Source organism: Tsukamurella tyrosinosolvens (assembly GCF_900104775.1).
Taxonomy (GTDB): domain Bacteria; phylum Actinomycetota; class Actinomycetes; order Mycobacteriales; family Mycobacteriaceae; genus Tsukamurella; species Tsukamurella tyrosinosolvens.
In genome coordinates this window covers 4,517,689-4,535,581 of record NZ_FNSA01000003.1, presented here as the reverse complement: position 1 = coordinate 4,535,581, position 17,893 = coordinate 4,517,689, and the positions used below count along the sequence as shown (strand labels likewise).

The window sequence follows — 17,893 nt, the reverse complement described above, 5'->3', positions numbered from 1 at the left end:
AGTCTTCGCGTGATCGAGGTCCGATTCGACGCGTGAGGACGGTGCATGGGGTCCACGAGCTTCTCCCGGCGGACCGCACTGCGCGCCGCGATGATCGCCGCACTCGGCGCCGGCACGGCGCGGACCGCGGGGTCCGCCGGGGCCGACCCGATCACCATTCCGCTGCCACCCTTCCCCGGCGGCCTGGGGCCGATCCCGCAGCCGCCGTCGAACTCGCCGCTGGTCACGTCATCGCCACCGCTGCGGCCCTACGTCGACGATCTGTGGGTGCCTCCCGCCCACCGGTCGGGCGCCGAGCTGACCGCGCGCGCCGTGCGGCACCGCTACCACGCGGATCTGCCGCCGACCCGCGCGTTCGGCTACGGCGATCACATCCTGGGGCCGACGATCACCGCCCACTCCGGCGAGGAGCTCGCCCTCTCCTTCGGCAACCGGCTCGGCGAGCACCCGCTCGCGGAGTACGTCGACGAGTCGATGATGGCGACCACCGGCGCGGACCGGACGGATCCCCGCACCACCGTGCACCTGCACGGCGCTCCGACCGCGCCCGCATCGGACGGCTTCCCGACGATCTGCTGGCGCCGGAACGGTATGCAGCACAACCGGTACGGGAACCGCCAGGAGGCCGCGACCCTCTGGTACCACGACCACGCCGTCGGCATCACCCGACTCAACGTGCAGGCCGGCCTCGCGGGCGTGTACCTGGTGCGCGACGCCCACGACACGGGTGAGGCGGACAACCCGCTGGGCCTGCCGGCGGGCGAGCGGGAACTGCCGCTGGTACTGCAGGACCGCACGTTCAAGACCGACGGCTCCCTGGAGGCGCGGCAGTTCAACTTCCTTCCGCACGACATGAACCAGGCGGGCCAGCTCGGCGACGTGGCGGTGGTGAACGGCGTCGCCTGGCCGCGGCACCGAGTGGCGCGCGGGCTGTACCGGCTGCGCGTCGTGCTCGGCGCGAACAGTCGCGTGTTCCGGCTGCAGTTCTCGAACTCGATGCGATTCTGGGTGATCGGTGGCGATCAGGGCCTGCTCGACGCGCCGCAGGCGGTGCGGTCGATCACGATGTCGCCGGGCGAGCGCGCCGATCTCCTCGTCGACTTCGGCTCCGCCGACGGCGGCGCGGTGGACCTCATGAACACCGCCGAGAACTCGATCGGCAACGCGCTGTTCATGGTGCCCACGCTGCGCAGGATCATGCGCTTCCACCTGTCCGGGCCCCGCGAGCGCGCGCGAGTCCCAGAAACGCTGCGCGGCGGTCCCCGGCGGCCGCCCCGCCTGCCCGCGCCGGTGCGGCCGGCTCGGCGCCGTACCGTGACCCTCGGCTGGGACCTCGCCACGGCGACCTCGTCGATCGTGCCGCTGCGCGCGCTCATGCTCATCAACAATCTCGACTTCATGTCCGACGACGTCGACGTCGCGCGGGCCGGCACCGTGGAGCGCTGGGACATCGTGAACAGCCTTCCCATCGAGCACCCGATCCACCTGCACCTGGCCGTGTTCCGCGTCATCGAGCGGCACCGTCTCGACTCCGCGCGGTACTTCCTCAGCGCGCCGCCCCCGGCGCACGTGGGCACCCGGTGGTCGCCGGCACCGTCGCGCGACATGCTGAGCCGACGGACCGGCCCCGAGCCGTGGGAGCTGGGCTGGAAGGACACCGTCCTCTGTCCGGAGGACAGCGTCACCAGCATCCTGGTGTACTGGCCGACGGTGGAGCAGTTGGGGTTCGACCCCGACGCGCCGATCCCCGTCCCGCACGACGCCGAGGTCGCCGGCGCCCACCACGGCGCCGCCGCGCACAGCGGACACGGTGGTGGTGCGCGACCCGAGGTGCGCGGTTACGTATGGCACTGCCACAACCTCGACCACGAGGATCACGACATGATGCAGCGGATCCGGTTGCAGCACCACTGATCCCGGCTCTCGTGGCGGGCGGCCTCAGAAGAGCGTGCGGGGGCGGATCGCGTTCGCCAGGTCCACCAGCGCGTGCCGCTGCCGCTTGCGTTCGGCGAGCGCGGCGATGTCGCGCAACGACTTCTCCGTCGCCTTGCGCAGGCCCCGCTCGGTGAGTGCGTGATCGAGCAGCGTGCGGGTGCCGTCGAGGCGCCCGTGCTGGTTGCGGTGCTGCACCCAGCCGAGCGCCACCCCGAGCACCAGGGCGCGCAGTTGCAGCCGCCGGAACTCGGATTTGGGCAGGGTGCGCACGCGCCGCGCCGCCTCGTGCAACTGCGCCTCCGTGACGTCCGCCAGATCGCGGCCGTGCACCAGCGCGACCACGGACGAGCACAGCGCGTTGTGGTAGTGCCGGCTCGTCGACGGCACCTGGTCGAGGATCTCCACGGTGCCCACGACGTCGCCGGCCGCGCGGCGCATCCGGGCGGCGCCGAACGCCGCGGAGATGATGCCGCGGTCGGTGCGCCACACGTTCTCGTACCGGCACCGCGCCCGGTCCAGCCATCCGTCGGGATCGGATTCGCCGGAGACGTAGCAGAACTCGGCGGCGACGGCGGCGGCCAGCTTCGGTGCGGCCTCGCCGGGCGCCTGGTCGGTCACCGTCTCGAAGTAGTCGTAGGCGGCGGCGTAGTCGCCCTGCATGAGGGCCGTCTCCGCGCGGTACCAGGTGACCTGCCAGCGGTGCGGCTCGCGGGAAGCCAGCGAATCGAGCAGCGTCGTGGCCGCATCCACCTCGCCCAGCTCCAGGTGCGCGCGGGCCTCCGCGAGATCGATCTCGACCGTGCCCGCCATCGCCTCGCGCAGCTCGGCGAGCGAGTCGAGGATCTGGGTGGGGTCGCTGCGCATCGTCAGCGCGAGGACGCCCGCTGCGGGGTCGGACGGGTTGGCGATCGGGATCGGCAGCGCCGCCAGCACTTCCGGTGCACGCAGCCGGTCGTCGTGCACCTCGGGGTCGGGGTCCACGGCCCGCAGCATCAGCTCGACGCCGAAGGTGGAACGCTGCGGCGTGAAGACCACCGACAGCCCGGGGCGGGGCTCGCCGGACTTGGTGGACAAGCATTCCCGGAGTACGCCGAGCAACTGGTCGGTGAGCTCCGCGGCCGAGCCGAAGCGCTCGTCCGGGTCCTCCGCCGTGGCCTTCACCAGCAGCCGGTACAGCGAGTTGTACTTCGCGAGGGTGTCGTCGTCGGTGGGGGAGGGTAGACCGTCGACGTACCGGCCCCCTTCCATCGGCACGTTCGCGACCAGGACCGCGAGCGTGCGGCCCACCGTGTACACGTCCGAGGCCACCGACGGCCCGGTCTTCGCGATCTCCGGAGCCTGGAATCCCGGTGTGCCGTAGATGTACCCGTAGCCGCCGAGCGGGGCGACGGCGCCCAGGTCGATGAGCTTGACGTCCTCCTCGCTGATCATGATGTTGTCGGGCTTGAGGTCGTTGTACGCCAGCCCCAGGCTGTGCAGGTAGCCGAGGGCGGGGAGCACCTCGAGGATGTAGGCGATCGCCTGCTCGACCTCCACCTTGGCGCCCGCGTCGCCCGCCGCGGCGGCCTCGGTCAGGATGTCCTTGACCGTCTTGCCCGGCACGTACTCCATGACGATGTAGCCGATCTGAGTGCCGTCCGGATCGGGGTGCTCGACGAAGTTGTAGATCTTGACGATCGACGGGTGCGTCATCTCGGCCAGGAACCGTCGTTCCGAGACCGCGACGGCCTGCGCCTGGGCGTCGCCCGAGTTGAGCAGGCCCTTGAGCACGACGGGCCGGTCGACCACGTTGAGGTCGGTGGCCAGGTAGATCCAGCCCATGCCGCCGTGCGCGATCGCGCCCTTGATCTCGTACTGGTCGGCGACTATGTCGCCGGGTTTGAGCGCGGGCTCGAAGGAGAACCGGGCGCCGCAGTGCGGGCACGAGCCGATGAGCTGGCCGGGCTCGCCGTCGTGCGCGCGGCCGACGGGCTTGCGGCAGTTCCAGCAGTACCGCTTGCCCTCCGCGATGATCGGGTTGGTGCGGATCGCCTCCGACGGGTCGACCTCGGTGATCCGCGGGATCTCGACGAGGCCGCCGCCGACGCGGCGCCGCGCCGCGACACGGGTGGTGCTCGCGGTGCGAACGGGGCCGTTGCCGAACCGCGGCGTGGCCTCGGTCGCCACCGCCGGGGCGGGCGGCGGCACCGTCGTCACCTGGGTCCCGACCGGCGGGGGCTCGGTGTCGTCGAACAGGTCGACCATCGGCGAACCGACGGTGCCCTGCTCCTCGTCGTCGTCCTCGAAGGCGACCACCTGGGCCTGTGTGTGCTCGGATTCGTCGACGTCGTCAGTCATCGTGCATCACCCCTCGTACCTCGCCGCCGGCGCCGACCAGACCTGGCCGAGCGACGGTGCGAACCACTGGTTGTACAGGCGCATCCACGTCCCGTCGAAGGCCATCCGTAGAAGCACCCCATTGATGAAACGCACGAGGTCGGTCCGGTTCTTCCCGACGCCGACCGCGTAGTACTCGAGCCCCATCGACGGCCCGGTGATGGTGAGGTTCGGATCCTGGTCCTCGAGCCCGGCGAGGATGGCGTCGTCGGTGGAGATCGCGTCGACCTGCGACTGCTGCAGCATCACCAGGCAGTCGGACCACGAGTCCGAGGCCACGACGGTGGCGCTCGGCACCAGTCGCCGCACGCGGTCGAGCGACGTGGTGCCGCGGACCTCGCACACCCGCCGACTGGAGAGGTCGCCGACGGTGTTGATCGGCGCGCCCCGCGGCGCGAGGATGCGCTGCTGCGCGATGAAGTAGGTGGCCGAGAAGGCCACCGACTTCGCCCGGTCGCAGGTCGCCGACATGGTCTTGACGACGACGTCGACGGTGCCCTCCTCCAGGGCCTTCTGGCGGTCCGCGGTGGAGAGGATCCGGAAGTGGATGCGGTCGGGGTCGCCGAAGATCGCGGCGGCGATCTGGTGGGCGATGTCGGCGTCGAAGCCCTTGATCTCGCCCGTGATGGGGTCGCGGAACGAGAGCAGGTTGGAGCCGATGTCGATGCCCACCACCAGGCGGCCGCGGTCCTGGATGTCGGCCATCGTCGTGCCCGGCACCATCTGCCCAGGCGCCGGCAGGCCCGACGGGGACGGCGTGGTCGTGCACATCGACACCTCGGGCGGGATCGGGGCGTCGGTGGGGACCACGGCGCCCGAGCCGGGGACCGGCTGCACGACCGCGGTGACCGCGTCGCCGGGTGCCTCGGGTGCGGAGACCACGCAGCCCGTCGACGCCAGCGCGACGGTCAGCGCGAGGGCGATTCCACTGAGTGTGCGGCGGCGCATCATCGGTACTCCCTGACCCGGGGGTAGAAGCCCGCAGCGACCCCGGCGGCGGCGAGCACGCAGAGGATGAACGCGCCCGGGCCGGAGAAGGCGATCGCGAAGCGGGCGGTGTTGACGTTGTCGCGGTAGAGCGTGCGCGCCCGGTCGATCGCCGCGGTGAGGTGCCCGTCGAGCGAGCGGTAGGCGACCGCCGCGGAGCCGGGGTCGGTGCCGATGGCGACGCGCGTCGCGCCGAGGTAGTCGCCGGTCGCCTCGCGCGCGGCGATCTGCTGGTGCGCGGTGACCCAGCGCTGCGCGTCGGCGCGCGCCGCCTCGACCGCGGCCGCGATCTGCGGATCGGAGTCGCCGACCGACTTCAAGTCCTCCTCCGCGGCCTGCAGGGTCTCGGCGAAGGCCGACGCCGGAACGCCGCGCCCGGCGCCGCGCTGCACGAGGCCCATCGTCTCCATGGAGCGGGCCTTCTGCGTGAGGGTGCGGGCCTGGGAGAGCGCGTCGACCGCCGCCGTGCCGCGCTGTTCGGCGCGGAGCGAATACGTCGACGACGTCAGGCCCGCGACCACCACCCAGGTCATCGCGATGGCGAGCGCGGCGGCCGCCACGACGAGGCCGCGGTTGACCCGTCGCTGCGTGCGCCGCGCGAGGTACTGATGGGTGAGCAGGACCGAGGCGAGCGCGATGCCCAGCACGCCGTAGATCGCCCACGGCGGCGAGGCGAACTGGTCGTGCGTCCGGCGCAGGTTCTCCGTCTCCTCGCGGTAGAAGCTCTCCGCCGCGGGGAGCAGGGTGTCCTGCATGAGGGTGGACGCGGTCGCGAGGTAGGCGGCCGCGACCGAGTTGTCGAGCCGGTTGTTCGTGCGCGCGGTCTCGACCAGTCCCGTGTACACGGGCAGGTTCATCGCGAGGGTGTCGAGGTTGTCGTGGGCGCGGCCGTCGTCGGCGGGCAGGCTCGTCGCGGAGGTGATGAGCGCCTTCCCCGCGGTGGCGAGGGCGATGCTGTAGCTGCTCTGGATCTCGTCCGACGGGAGGCCGCCCGCGACGAAGGCGGCGTTGGCGGACTCGTTGGCCGCCGAGAGGGAGCTGTAGAGCACCTGCGCCGCGTGTGCTCGGGGCTCGTAGTCGGCGAGGTTCTGCTGGAGCACCTCCGTGCGGGAGAGCTGCGCCGCGGACGTGAACCAGCCGGCGAACAGACACATCGTGATGAGCACGAGGGCCATCGAGACCAGCTTGCCGGGGCTCGAGGTGAAGAACTCCCGCAGCTCGGCGAAAACCGAGGATTCCGGGAAGGATCGGAGGCGCAGGGACGACAGCTGCCGATTCTTCGACGCCTGGGCTGTCACCGTCTGCTCCTTCCCTCAGTTGCACCCTTCGGCCGGGGTCGGGCCACTGCGGACTTCGTGCCTCCGACCCTATCGCGCGGGGCCCTCCCGCAGACGAGATGACGCGCAGAGTCGTCGCCCCGAGTGGCCCTCGTTCGGCTACGGTGGGTGTCGTGTTGGGTGACGGGAACGGCTGGGTCCGCGACCCGGACGGTTCCCGGTTCTGGGGCCGGTTCGGCGCCGCGGGTCTGTTGGCTCTGTCGCCGGACGAGAGCCGGGTGTTACTCCAGCACCGCGCGTGGTGGAGCCACCAGGGCGGCACCTGGGCGCTGCCCGGTGGGGCGCGGGACTCGCACGAGTCCGCCGCCGACGCCGCGCTCCGCGAGGCCTTCGAGGAGACGGGCCTCCCGCCCACCTCGCTCGAGGTGCTCTCCGAGGTGGTCACCGCCCGCTCGCAGGTCGGCTGGACCTACACGACGGTGCTCGCCCGCCTCGTCGAGCCGCGAGATCTCGTGCCCAACGAGGAGTCCACGGCGCTGGAGTGGGTCGCGCTCGGCTCAGTCACCGACCGCAAGCTGCACCCCGCGTTCGCCGCAGCCTGGCCGGATCTCCAGGTCCAGGTCCGTGCCCTCGCGGACGACTAGCTCGGCCGCTCGGTCTCCCGCTCCGCTCCCCGCGCTCCCTAGCGGGGCGGCCACCTCCCCATGTCCATGGACACGGGGAATGCACGACACGCGAGGGTGCTGAACGTCCCGCTAGGGAGGGCCACGGCTCAGCCGGCGGTGAGGGCGGCCGTGAGGGCGCGGGCGGCGGCTTCGGGGTCGTCGGCGGCGGTGATGGCGCGGACCACCACGATGGCGTCGGCACCCGCGGCCGTCACCTCGGGCACGCGGGGCAGGTCGATGCCGCCGATCGCGAACCACTTCCGCGCGGGCGCGGCCGCGGCGGTCTCGCGGACGAGCGGCAGGCCCGGGGCGGTGCGGCCCGGCTTCGTCGGCGTCGGCCAGCACGGGCCGGTACAGAAGTAGTCGACGCCCTCCTCCGCTGCGGCCGCGCGCGCCTGGGCACCGTCGTGCGTGGACCGGCCGATCACCACGTCCGGCCCGACGATCTGCCGGGCCACCGGCACGGGTAGGTCGTCCTGCCCGAGGTGCAGCACGTCCGCCCGGGCCGCGAATGCGACGTCGGCGCGGTCGTTCACCGCGACCAGCGCGCCGTGGTCGTGTGCGATCTCCCGCAGCTGCGCGACGATGTCGATCTCCTGCGCCGCCTCGAGCGCCCCGAACTCGCGCTCGCCCGCCGACCCCTTGTCCCGCAGCTGCACGATGTCGACGCCGCCGCGCAGCGCCGCGGCGACGAACTCGGCCAGGTCGCCACGCTCGCGGCGGGCGTCGGTGCACAGGTACAGGGAGGCGGAGGCGAGGCGCTCGCGGGGGGAGATCATGGCCCCAGCGTAGGCCCGGCGGAGTAGGCTGGACGACGTACACACGGGAGCTCCCGCCGCGGGGCTGAGAGTGGGGCACGTCGCGCCCCTGACCGTCAGACCTGATCCGGGTAATGCCGGCGAAGGAAGGATCTGTTCGCGTGAAGAAGACTGTGACCGTTGTGGGCGGGGGCACCGTCGGCCTCACCGTCGCCTGGACCCTGGCGCGGCACGGGAGCACCGTCACCGTCGTCGATCCCCAGCCGGGGTCGGGGGCCTCCTGGGTGGCCGGGGGCATGATCGCCCCGTACTCCGAGGCGTGGCCCGGCGAGGAGGGGCTGTTCCGGCTCGGCGTCGAATCCCTGGGCCTGTGGGAGGGTTTCGCGCGCGACCTCCAGCCCTTCGCCGACGGTCCGCTGGTCACGTCGCGCGGCGCCGTGCACCTCGCCGTCGACGACGGGGACGCCGCCGACCTGGAGACCATCGCCACGGCCGTCGGCGACCCCGCGCTGTTCGGGCCGCTGCGCCCGTCGGCCGCGGCGCGCGCGGTTCCCGGTGCGGCGCCGCGGATCCGGGCCGCCGCGACGGCGCCGGAGGAGATCTCCGTCGACAACCGCCTCGTACACCGGGCACTCCGCGCTGCGTGCACGACCGAGGGCGTGACCTTCCGGGCCGAGTCGGTGGACGGCGCCGCCGCCCTCGACGACCTGCCCGGCGACGCCGTGATCGTCTGCGCCGGATCCGATTCCGCCGCGCTCGCCCCCGAGCTCGGGGTGCGGCCCGTGAAGGGCGAGGTGGTGCGGCTGCGGCGCGGACCGACGTGCCTGCCACCCCCGGAAGTGACGGTGCGCGCCCGGGTCCGCGGCCGGCAGGTGTACGTCGTCCCCCGGGCGGACGGCGTGGTCGTGGGCGCCACGCAGTACGAGAACGACCACGATCTCGGCGTGCGCATCGGGCCCGTGGTGGAGCTGCTGGACGACGCCTTCACCGTGCTGCCCTTCCTCCGCGAATACGAGTTCGTGGAGGTCACCGCTGGCCTGCGGCCCACGACGGCGGGCAACGTGCCCGTGATCGCGCCGCTCGGCGGCCGCGTCTTCGCGGCGACGGGGCACGGCCGCAACGGGCTGCTCCTCGCACCCGTGACGGGGCTGCGGGCGGCGGATATGGTTCTGAAGCAGGAGGTGCAGGCATGGAGCTGACGGTGAACGGCGACGACCGGCAGGTGCTCGACGGGACGTCGGCGCACACGCTGCTCGACCAACTGGGGCTGCCGGACAAGGGCGTGGCGATCGCGGTGAACGGCGCGGTGCACCCGCGGTCACGGTGGGACGAGGCGTTGCCCGCGTACGCCGACGTCGAGGTGCTGACGGCGGTCCAGGGTGGCTGATCGCGATCCGCTGGTCATCGCGGGGCGGGAGTTCGGCTCGCGGCTCATCACGGGCACCGGCGGTAGCGCCAACCTCGAGCACCTGCGGGCCGCGCTCGTGGCGTCCGGCACCGAGCTGACCACCGTCTCGCTGCGCCGCACGAGCCTGGCGGAGGGCGGCGGCGTCCTCGGGACCATTCGGGAGTTGGGCATCATGCCGCTGCCCAACACCGCCGGCTGCCTGGGCGCCGCGGAGGCGGTGCTCACGGCGCAGCTCGCCCGCGAAGCGCTGCACACGGATTGGGTCAAGCTCGAGGTGATCGGCGACGAGCGGACCCTGCTGCCCGACGCGGTGGCCCTCGTGGAGGCTGCGGAGGAACTGGTGGCCGACGGCTTCACCGTGCTGCCGTACACGAACGACGACCCGATCCTCGCCCGGCGCCTCGCCGACGTGGGCTGCGCCGCGGTCATGCCCGCGGGCTCCCCGATCGGTACCGGCCTCGGGATCCTCAACCCGCACAACATCGAGATGATCGTGGCCCAGAGCCCCGTGCCGGTGATCCTGGACGCCGGGATCGGGACCGCGAGCGACGCGGCGCTCGCGATGGAACTCGGTTGCGACGCCGTGCTTCTCGCCTCTGCCGTGACCCGCGCCGCCGACCCGGAGGCGATGGCCACCGCGATGCGGCTCGCCGTCGAGGCAGGCAGGCTCGCCCGCGGGGCGGGCCGGATCCCGCAGCGCCGCTGGGCGGTTCCCTCCTCCCCGATGGACGGCCGCATGGCCGGCGCGACGGGCTCCCGTGGCCGGGCGTGATCCGGCCCGACAGCCGGACGGGGCGTCGGCGGCACCGTCGGGACGGATCCGCCGCAGCGCGCAGATCGGCGGCGTCGCGGTGCGGCACGCCGCCCGGACCGCGGGCACCCTGGCCGCCTCGCGGTTCCGCGACGAGCAGGCCGACCGCGACGCCCGGGACGCGACGATCCTCGCCCTCGCCGACGATCTGGTGACGGTGCTCGGCGGCATGCGGGGCGCCGCGATGAAACTCGGTCAGCTGCTGGCGGTCATCGACATCGGCATCACGGAGCCGTCGGCGCGGGAGGCCTTCGCGGACCGGCTCAAGCCGCTGTTCCAGGCGGCCCCGCGGTGGACCGACGCCGCCATGATGAAGGTCCTGGACCAGGAACTGGGGGACCGGCGCGGGCGGATCGCCCGGCTCGAGGGCCCGATCGCCTCCGCGTCGATCGGGCAGGTCTACCGCGGAGTCCTGGACGACGGCCGGGACGTGGCCGTGAAGATCCAGTACCCGCGGGTCGACGCGATGGTCCGGGCGGACCTGAAGAACATGCGGTTGCTGCTCAAGGTGTTGGGCAGGTACATCCCGGCGTCGAACGCCGCAGCGCTGTCCGAGGAGATCGCGCGGCAGGTGCTCGCCGAACTGGATTTCGCGGCCGAGCTCCGACACCACCGGTACTTCGCCGACCTCTTCGCGGGCCATCCGGGCATCGCGGTGCCGCAGCCCGTGGACGAGCTGTGCAGCGACCGGGTCCTGGTGACCGAGTTCCTCGTCGGCGAACCCTTCGCGGCGGCCGCGGCACTGGACCAGGACAGGCGTAATCGGATCGGCGAGGCGGTCTACCGCTTCTACTGCGGGGAGATGTACCGCACCGGGCGGTTCTGCGCGGACCCGCACCCGGGCAACGTGCTCGTGCTGCCGGACGGTCGAGCCGGATTCGTGGACTTCGGGATGACGGTGCACCTGACCGACGAGGAGCACGCCTTCGAGCGGGACCTGTTCACCTCGCTGCTCCGCGGCGACACCGCGCGGGTGCACACCCTCGCCGTGCAGGCGGGATTCATCGGCCGGCCGGACCTCATGGACGCCGGCGACCTCGCCGAGTACATCGACCACGTCGTCGGATGGCACTTGCACGACGGCGAGGTGACCATCACGCCCGAGACCGCGCGGGACGCCGTGATCGCGGCGACGCTCCCCGCCGGAGGCTTCTTCGACAAGTTCGAGGGCCAGATGCTGCAGGCCGAGCACGCCCTCGGCCGCCGCACTGACATGTCGACGGTGGCGCTGCTCGGCGAACTCCGCGCGACGGGGCCGTGGCGGGCGATCGCCTGCGAGGTCCTGGGACTGGACGGCCCGGCGACACCGATGGGCGTTGCCATCGCAGAGTGGCGCGACCTGCGCGGAACGGATGCGGGATAGAATCTTCAACCATGTCGGTATCGGAGTCGGGCGTCGAGGAGGCCCCCAGGCCTCGTCGCGGCCGTCCGCCGTCCGTGGGGCTCGCCGAGCGTCGCCGCGAGCAGCTGACGGACGCCGCCTTCACCGTCTTCGCGGAGCAGGGTTACGAGCAGGCCTCGGTCGCCGACATCGCCAAGCGCGCGGGAATGGGGCAGGGCACGCTGTACCGCTACGTCGAGGGCAAGCGCGAGCTGCTCGACCTCGTCTTCGACCGCTGCGTCGACGAGTTGATGACCGCCATCGCGCCGGACCGCGTGGTCGAGGTGTCCGCGGGCGGAGACCTCGAGGCCACCGAGCGGATGGTCGAAGACGTCGCCGCGCGGCTGTTCGACCTCGTCGACTCGCGGCCCGACATCCTCAAGGTGGTCATGGTGCAGTCCGGCACCGTCGACGAGGAGCTCCGCTTCCGGATCCAGGGCCTGTACCAGACTTTCGATGGGATGATGGGCCGCGCGCTCGGCCACGCCCGCGAGCGCGGATGGATCGTGACCCGCACCGAGGACCCGGAGGCAGAGACCGTCCAACTGGGCCGGCTCCTCCCCGCGCTCGGTGTGCCCGGCCTCGTCATGGCGCTGACCGGCGCCGACAGCGCCGAGCGGCGGCAGGCCTACGTGCGATCCGCCGTCCGGATGTCGGCCAGCGGCATCCTGGCCGACGATGCCCGGTCGACGTTGCCGGTTCTGGCACCGTCGGGCGAGGGCGATTCCGCGCCGGAGGCCCCGCAGGACACGGTCGCCGGCCGCTCCGCCGAACTGCTCGACGCCGCGATCGCCGAGTTCGTGGAGAAGGGCTACGCGGCGGTCGGGGTCCGCGAGATCACCGAACGCGCCGGCGTCAGTCACGGGACTTTCTACAACTATTTCGACAGCAAGCGGCACATGCTCACGGTGCTGGTCGAGCGGAGCCGGGAGGGTGTCCTGGGCCGGCTCGACGCCGTCGTGGCGGATCCGCCCGCGGGCACGGTGGAGGCCCTCCAGGCCGCGGTGTTCGAGCTGAATCGCGATGTGCTCCAGGATGTCGCGGCGCGCCTGGACGAGTTCCGCTTCCTCGCGCTCGAGGTGCCCGGCGTGGACGTCGAGGCCTTCGACACCTACCTGGCGCTGTACCGCGAGGCGACGTCGCGGTTCGTGGCGATCCTCAGTGGCGCGTCCGCGGCGGGCCTGGTGCACGAGAGTCTCGACGTCGGCGACATCGCGGAGGTCTGGCTGGGTTACATGCTCGGCGCCGCCGCGGCCATGGTCAGCGATGTCGACGTGACGAGCCCCGCCGAGAGCGCTCGCGTGGTCACGAATCTGCTTCTCGGCGGCGCCCGTACGGAGTGAGCGGCTAGACGGTGGCGAGGTCCTCGCCGGGCTGCGCGTCGTCGCGGTCCGCGCTCGCGGTCTCGACGATGTCGTGGTCCTTGGTCTCGACCATCAGGTAGCAGCACAGCACGCTCACCCCGGACAGCCCGGCCAGCATGAAGCCGACCCACAGCTGGTTGCCGTCGGCGACCCACTTCGCCGCGATCAGCGGCGGGATCGCGCCGCCGAGGATGCCGGCGAGGTTGTAGCCCAGGCCGGCGCCGGTGTAGCGGTAGCGCTCGTGGAACATCTCGGGCAGCGCGGCGCCGGCGGGGCCGTAGGCGATGCCGAAGATGATCAGCGTGCCGATCAGGCCGACGGCGTACATCGGCAGGCTCTTGGTGTCCAGGATCGGGAACAGCACGAGCGACCACACCACGGCGAGGGCGCACGAGGTCATGATGACCTTGCGGCGGCCGATCTTGTCGGAGTAGACGGCCGACGCGGCGATCGCGAGGCCGAAGAAGACGGCGCCGGCCATGCCCATCGCCAGCACCGTGGTGCGCGGGAAGCCGAGGTTCTTGGTCGCGTAGTTCGTGAGGAACGCGGTGCCCATGTAGAACAGCGAGAACAGCGAGGCCAGCGCCCCGGCGGCGATGAGGATCTCCTTCCACTGGAAGCGGATCGCATCCAGGAAGGGCAGCTTGGTGCGGTTGATCTCGCTCATCGCGCGCTTGCGGACCTCGGTGAAGACGGGGGTCTCCTCGACGGTCAGTCGCACCCACAGGCCGACGAGCACGAGCAGGGCCGACATCAGGAAGGGGATGCGCCAGCCGATGGTCATGAAGGCGCTCTCGGCGTTCTTCGTATCGCCGGCGGTCAGCGTGAACAGCAGGAACGTGCCGCTGGAGAGGAAGAACGCGAACGACGGGCCCAGCTGCGGGAACATCGCGTACAGGCCGCGCTTGCCCTTCGGTGCGTACTCGGCGGTGAGCAGCGTGGCGCCGGCCCACTCGCCGCCCACGGCGAAGCCCTGAAGGAAGCGCATCACCACGAGCAGCACCGGCGCGAGCGTGCCGATGCCGTTCGGGAACAGCCCGAAGACGCCGGTCTCGCTGCCGGGGAGCAGGCCGATCATCACCGTCGCTGCGCCCATGATCAGCAGCGTCCACACCAGGGTGCGCTTGCGGCCGATCCGATCGCCGAAGTGGCCGAACAGGATCGCGCCCACCGGGCGGGCGAAGAACGCCACCGCGAAGGTCGCGAACGAGGCCAGCGTCGCGACGCCGGGGCTCATGTTCGAGAAGAAGATGGTGGGGAACACCAGGGCGGCGGCGGTGCCGTAGATGAAGAAGTCGTAGAACTCGATCGTGGTTCCGATCGAGCTCGCCATCGCCACCCGGCGGAGCCGGGCTTTCGGGACGACGGGGAGGTCGGGTGCGCTCACAGGGGCTCCTCGGGGTCGGTGGACCCCACGAACGGTAGTGATGGCGGTCACATCGGCGGTACCCCCGAAAGGGGGTAGTCGGTCCGACGGTGCGCGGTCGCCCGTCCGGCGGTGCTCCCGGCGCTACGGCAGGAGGCCGAGGCTCCGGGCGCGGGTGACCGCCTCGAACCGGGTGCGGGTCCCCAGCTTCTGCCCGGCGCTGCGCAGGTAGGCTTTGACGGTCTCGGCGCTGATCGAGAGGCGTTGTGCCACCTCGGCGTTCGTGCAGCCGAGCGCCACGTGGGCGAGCGCGTCCAGCTCGCGCGCGGTGAGCGGGCGCTCGGGGCGGGCGGCATCGTCGGCCGGGCGGCCGAGGTCGGTGATGCGGCCGCACGCCGATTCCAGGCGCGAGCGGACGGCACCGTCGGTGATCTCCCCGGCGAGCGCGCGGAGCTCGGAGAAGACCTCGCGCAGGAGCTCCCGGTCGACGCCGCCGAGGGCGGACCGTTCCGCCGCAGCGGCCTCGGCGAACTGCATCCGCCGCGCGACCTCGTCGCGCACGCGCAGCTCGTAGGCGAGGTCGCGGACGGTGTGCGCGACGGCGCCGAGGATGGTGTCGCCGAACGTGGACTGCCGGCGGTCGGCGGCGTAGAAGACCGCGCGCACGATGCCGTTCACCGCGAGCGGTACCGCGACCATGGAACGCAGCCCCTCGGCCTGCACGTGCGCCTGGTAGTGCTGGGTGATGCCGGCGGTGCCGTAGTCGGCCACGGCGGTGGGGCGCCCGGTGCGCAGGACGTGCCCGCCCAAGCCCGCGCCGCGCGCGACCGGAAGGCCGTTGAGGGCCGGGGTGCGCAGGCCGACGCCGCCGTCCAGGATCACGTGGTCGTCATCGACCAGGCCGACGAAGGCCACGGGAAGTTCTGTGCGCGTACGAATGGTTCGGAGGGCGGACCTGGTCGCGTCGGCGTCGATCGTGCTGGCGGTCATCGGTCTCTCCGGGCGGTCGCAGCGGGTGATTCATCATCGCATGACCGGTTCGTCCGTGTGACGGGAACCACAGCCGGACGGGTCAGCAGGGCGCCGCCGGCAGGGCCCCGAGCTGCGCGCGGAGCGTCTCCGCGAGGCGGGTGAGGGCCGCCCTGCCCGACGCGAACCCGCCGTCCGCGGGGCGCGCGGAGAGCATCACGCCGGTGTAGCCGCGGGCGGTCTGCACGACGGCGAGCTGCCGCACGACGTAGGCCCCGTCGGTGCCGGGGCCCCAGCCGCCCTTGACGCCGACCGACTGCGCGCCGCGCAGGCCGAACGCGCCCCACTGCTGGTTCGCGTCGACCTCGCGCATGAGCGCGGCGGTCGACCGGCCCGAGGACGAGCAGGGGAGCCGGGCCGCGAAGGTGGCGGCGGGCCCGTCGTTCCACAGGGTCTGGCCGAACGCGGAGTACTCGGGGCGCACCTTGGCGGCCTGCACCACGGTCTCGGTGTCGCCGCCCGCCCGCAGCACCTGCTGTACCGCGAGGCCCGCCTTCGCGGGCGCGCCGAGGGACGACCAGATCGCCTCGGCCGCCTCGTTGTCGGAGCTGGTGATCGCGGCGCGCATGTCGGCCGTGACCGCGGATTCCGGCGTCCCCGCGCGCTCGAGCGCGGCCATGACCAGCGGCACCTTGGACGTCGACCAGGCGGGGAATCCCGTCACGGTCCCCGCGGACACCACGCGCCCGCCGCCCGCGACGGCGACGCTCGCCCGCCCGGGGATCGCGGCCACCGCGCGGTCCAGCGCCGCTCGGAGCGGGTCGGCGGGGCCGGCCGAGGCGCGGGCCGACGGTGAGCCGGTGGACGAGCCGGCGACCGCGGTCGCCGGGCTCTGCGCGGGCGCCGAGGACGAGGGCGCGGCCGACCCCGCGTCGCCGATGGTGCAGGCGGTGGCGCTCAGCGCTGCGGCGAGGACCGCGGCCGCCCTAGTAGAGGTAGACGATCGCATTGTTCCCTCCCCGGCAGGTCACGATGTTCGTCGTGCCGATGCACGACATGGCGATCGCGCCGAGGTCCGGGGCGCGCGGGCTGACCGCGGACACGGGCCCGGACTGCGGTGCGGTGTGGGCCGCGCGGTAGGCAGCGGCGATCGCCGTGGCGAACTCGCAGGAGGTGTACGGCTCGCCGGGCACGCCGCTGCCCCGGTCGGCGGCGACGGTGCCGAAGACCTGGCCGGTGTCACCCGGGCACACCTCGGTGTTGGCCGGCTGGGCGGCTTTGGTCACCGTCGGGGTGGTCGACGGTGCGGCACTCGTGGCGGTGGCCGCGGACGCGGGCGGCGCGGTGGTCGTGGTCGCCGCTACGGGAGCCGACGATCCACCGCCGAGGAGGAGCACGACGGCGGCGGCGACCGCGGCGACGAGCAGGACCGCGACGAGCGCGAGCACGGGGACCAGCGTTCGATTGCGCGGCGGCGGGGCGGCCGCGCCGACACCGGCGATGGGCGGGTAGGCGGCGGGCGGCGCGTAGCTCGGGGTGACGTACTGCGGCCCGCCGCTGGACGAGGGCGCGCCGTGCGGGTACGAGATCTGCGTGGGCAGCGGCGCGGAGGGAGGCCCCGCCGGGCCCGGCGCCGACGGCACCGTCGTCGTGGTGCCCCAGCTCTGCGGCGTGCCGCGGAGGGCGGCGGTGGCTGCCCGGGCGAGCGAGCCGCAGGTCGCGTAGCGCTCCTCCGGGCGCTTCGCCATGCCCTTGGCGATCACGGCGTCGAGCGCGGCGGGGACGGGCGCGACCGCCGATGCTCGCGGCGGCGCCGAGAGCAGGTGGTGGCGCATCATCTCGGAGATCGAGTTCGCGGCGAACGGGGGCCGGCCGGCGAGCAGCTCGTAGAGGACGCAGGCCAGCGAGTAGACGTCGCCCGCGGGGGTGGCGCCGCCACCGTCGAAGCGCTCCGGCGCGGCGTACGCCTGCGAGCCGACGAACAGTCCGGCGGAGGTGAGCCGGTCCGCGGCACCGTCCACGACGAGGCCGAAGTCGAGCAGGTAGGCGAAGCCCGACGGGGTCACCTGGATGTTGGCGGGCTTGACGTCGCGGTGCACGAGGCCCTGCAGGTGCGCGGAATCGAGGGCGGAGGCGACCTGGGCGACGAGGTCGACGGCCCGCTCGGGCGGCAGCGGGCCGGCGGCGACGAGCTCGGCGAGATTGTTGCCGTCGACGAGCCGCATGTCGAGGTACAGGGTGCCGTCGATCTCGCCGTAGTCGTGGATCGGGATGACGTGCGGGTCCGAGAGCCGGGCCGCGGTCTGCGATTCGTGCGTGAAGCGCCCGCGGAATCCGGGATCCTGCGCGACGCCGGCGTGCAGCAGCTTGAGCGCGACGTCGCGGCCCTTCACCGTGTCGTGGGCGAGGTAGACCTCGCCCATGCCCCCGCGGCCCAGCAGCCGCACCAATCGGTACGGGCCGAAGATCGTTCCCGCCCGGTCGTTCACCGAGTCCCCGTTCATCGCCAGCCCCCTCCGCCGAGTCCGGTCGGGGCCGAGTCTATGGCGGGAAGCGGGTCACGGCGGCGCGGCCGAAGAATTGTTAGCGTGAATCC

Annotated in this window: 15 protein-coding genes and 1 riboswitch; of the genes, 7 read left to right on the top strand and 8 right to left on the bottom strand. The window is 72.7% G+C overall.

What is annotated here, in order from left to right:
- Nucleotides 1–45: 45 nt before the first annotated feature.
- A complete protein-coding gene (locus tag BLW32_RS24515; protein WP_068741380.1) occupies nt 46–1,914 on the top strand; it encodes a multicopper oxidase family protein in 1,869 nt (622 codons plus the stop codon).
- A gap of 24 nt (nt 1,915–1,938) precedes the next feature.
- Here BLW32_RS24515 and BLW32_RS24510 read toward each other — a convergent pair whose 3' ends face one another.
- Genes BLW32_RS24510 through BLW32_RS24500 form a run of 3 tightly spaced genes read right to left on the bottom strand, consistent with a single transcriptional unit; the run spans nt 1,939 to nt 6,596 of the window.
- Complete coding sequence (locus BLW32_RS24510; RefSeq protein WP_068522944.1) at nt 1,939–4,272, bottom strand: serine/threonine-protein kinase; 2,334 nt, start codon at nt 4,270–4,272, stop codon at nt 1,939–1,941.
- Between the two features lie 6 nt (nt 4,273–4,278).
- Nucleotides 4,279–5,259: a glutamate ABC transporter substrate-binding protein gene (locus BLW32_RS24505; RefSeq protein ID WP_068741381.1), complete on the bottom strand. Its 981-nt coding sequence runs from the start codon at nt 5,257–5,259 to the stop codon at nt 4,279–4,281.
- Nucleotides 5,259–6,596 carry a GlnX family signal transduction membrane protein gene (locus BLW32_RS24500; protein ID WP_068741382.1) on the bottom strand — a complete coding sequence of 446 codons (1,338 nt, stop codon included), beginning with the start codon at nt 6,594–6,596 and terminating at the stop codon, nt 5,259–5,261. The genes BLW32_RS24505 and BLW32_RS24500 overlap by 1 nt, the downstream gene beginning before the upstream one ends.
- Nucleotides 6,597–6,748: 152 nt before the next feature.
- On the opposite strand from BLW32_RS24500, the gene BLW32_RS24495 reads away from it, so the two are divergent.
- Nucleotides 6,749–7,219, top strand: coding sequence for an NUDIX hydrolase (locus BLW32_RS24495; RefSeq protein WP_068523302.1), 471 nt, complete (start codon nt 6,749–6,751; stop codon nt 7,217–7,219).
- Nucleotides 7,220–7,347: 128 nt separating this feature from the next.
- Here the strand turns inward: BLW32_RS24495 and thiE are convergent, their stop codons facing one another.
- The gene (thiE, locus tag BLW32_RS24490; RefSeq protein WP_068522941.1) at nt 7,348–8,019 is read right to left on the bottom strand and encodes a thiamine phosphate synthase; all 672 of its coding nucleotides are present in this window, start codon (nt 8,017–8,019) and stop codon (nt 7,348–7,350) included.
- Between the two features lie 33 nt (nt 8,020–8,052).
- A riboswitch (TPP riboswitch) is annotated at nt 8,053–8,164 on the top strand.
- On the opposite strand from thiE, the gene thiO reads away from it, so the two are divergent.
- The 5 genes from thiO (at nt 8,160) to BLW32_RS24465 (ending at nt 12,941) form a co-directional block, all read left to right on the top strand.
- The gene (gene thiO, locus BLW32_RS24485; RefSeq protein ID WP_068741383.1) at nt 8,160–9,197 is read left to right on the top strand and encodes a glycine oxidase ThiO; all 1,038 of its coding nucleotides are present in this window, start codon (nt 8,160–8,162) and stop codon (nt 9,195–9,197) included. Its footprint overlaps the riboswitch before it by 5 nt.
- Nucleotides 9,188–9,385, top strand: coding sequence for a sulfur carrier protein ThiS (thiS, locus tag BLW32_RS24480; protein ID WP_068522939.1), 198 nt, complete (start codon nt 9,188–9,190; stop codon nt 9,383–9,385). The genes thiO and thiS overlap by 10 nt, the downstream gene beginning before the upstream one ends.
- Complete coding sequence (locus tag BLW32_RS24475) at nt 9,378–10,178, top strand: thiazole synthase (RefSeq protein WP_068741384.1); 801 nt, start codon at nt 9,378–9,380, stop codon at nt 10,176–10,178. The genes thiS and BLW32_RS24475 overlap by 8 nt, the downstream gene beginning before the upstream one ends.
- Nucleotides 10,165–11,580, top strand: a complete 1,416-nt coding sequence (locus tag BLW32_RS24470; RefSeq protein ID WP_068741385.1) for an ABC1 kinase family protein — start codon at nt 10,165–10,167, stop codon at nt 11,578–11,580. The genes BLW32_RS24475 and BLW32_RS24470 overlap by 14 nt, the downstream gene beginning before the upstream one ends.
- A gap of 11 nt (nt 11,581–11,591) precedes the next feature.
- Entirely contained in the window at nt 11,592–12,941 is a 1,350-nt protein-coding gene (locus BLW32_RS24465) for a TetR/AcrR family transcriptional regulator (RefSeq protein WP_074850826.1), read from the top strand.
- Between the two features lie 4 nt (nt 12,942–12,945).
- Here BLW32_RS24465 and BLW32_RS24460 read toward each other — a convergent pair whose 3' ends face one another.
- The 4 genes from BLW32_RS24460 to BLW32_RS24445 form a co-directional block, all read right to left on the bottom strand.
- On the bottom strand, nt 12,946–14,295 hold the full coding sequence (locus tag BLW32_RS24460; protein ID WP_231857372.1) for an MFS transporter: 1,350 nt from the start codon (nt 14,293–14,295) through the stop codon (nt 12,946–12,948).
- Nucleotides 14,296–14,472: 177 nt separating this feature from the next.
- A complete protein-coding gene (locus BLW32_RS24455) occupies nt 14,473–15,318 on the bottom strand; it encodes a LuxR C-terminal-related transcriptional regulator (RefSeq protein WP_068741387.1) in 846 nt (281 codons plus the stop codon).
- Between the two features lie 82 nt (nt 15,319–15,400).
- On the bottom strand, nt 15,401–16,306 hold the full coding sequence (locus BLW32_RS24450; RefSeq protein WP_068741388.1) for a serine hydrolase: 906 nt from the start codon (nt 16,304–16,306) through the stop codon (nt 15,401–15,403).
- Nucleotides 16,284–17,801, bottom strand: coding sequence for a serine/threonine-protein kinase (locus tag BLW32_RS24445; protein WP_068741389.1), 1,518 nt, complete (start codon nt 17,799–17,801; stop codon nt 16,284–16,286). The genes BLW32_RS24450 and BLW32_RS24445 overlap by 23 nt, the downstream gene beginning before the upstream one ends.
- Nucleotides 17,802–17,893: the final 92 nt, after the last annotated feature.

Coding starts and splice junctions, on each gene's coding strand:
- BLW32_RS24460 (WP_231857372.1), bottom strand. CDS start 14,295: ATGGCGAGCTCGATCGGAACCACGATCGAGTTCTACGACTTCTTCATC.
- BLW32_RS24450 (WP_068741388.1), bottom strand. CDS start 16,306: ATGCGATCGTCTACCTCTACTAGGGCGGCCGCGGTCCTCGCCGCAGCG.
- BLW32_RS24445 (WP_068741389.1), bottom strand. CDS start 17,801: ATGAACGGGGACTCGGTGAACGACCGGGCGGGAACGATCTTCGGCCCG.
- BLW32_RS24455 (WP_068741387.1), bottom strand. CDS start 15,318: ATGACCGCCAGCACGATCGACGCCGACGCGACCAGGTCCGCCCTCCGA.
- thiE (WP_068522941.1), bottom strand. CDS start 8,019: ATGATCTCCCCCCGCGAGCGCCTCGCCTCCGCCTCCCTGTACCTGTGC.
- BLW32_RS24505 (WP_068741381.1), bottom strand. CDS start 5,259: ATGCGCCGCCGCACACTCAGTGGAATCGCCCTCGCGCTGACCGTCGCG.
- BLW32_RS24515 (WP_068741380.1), top strand. CDS start 46: ATGGGGTCCACGAGCTTCTCCCGGCGGACCGCACTGCGCGCCGCGATG.
- BLW32_RS24510 (WP_068522944.1), bottom strand. CDS start 4,272: ATGACTGACGACGTCGACGAATCCGAGCACACACAGGCCCAGGTGGTC.
- BLW32_RS24465 (WP_074850826.1), top strand. CDS start 11,592: ATGTCGGTATCGGAGTCGGGCGTCGAGGAGGCCCCCAGGCCTCGTCGC.
- thiS (WP_068522939.1), top strand. CDS start 9,188: ATGGAGCTGACGGTGAACGGCGACGACCGGCAGGTGCTCGACGGGACG.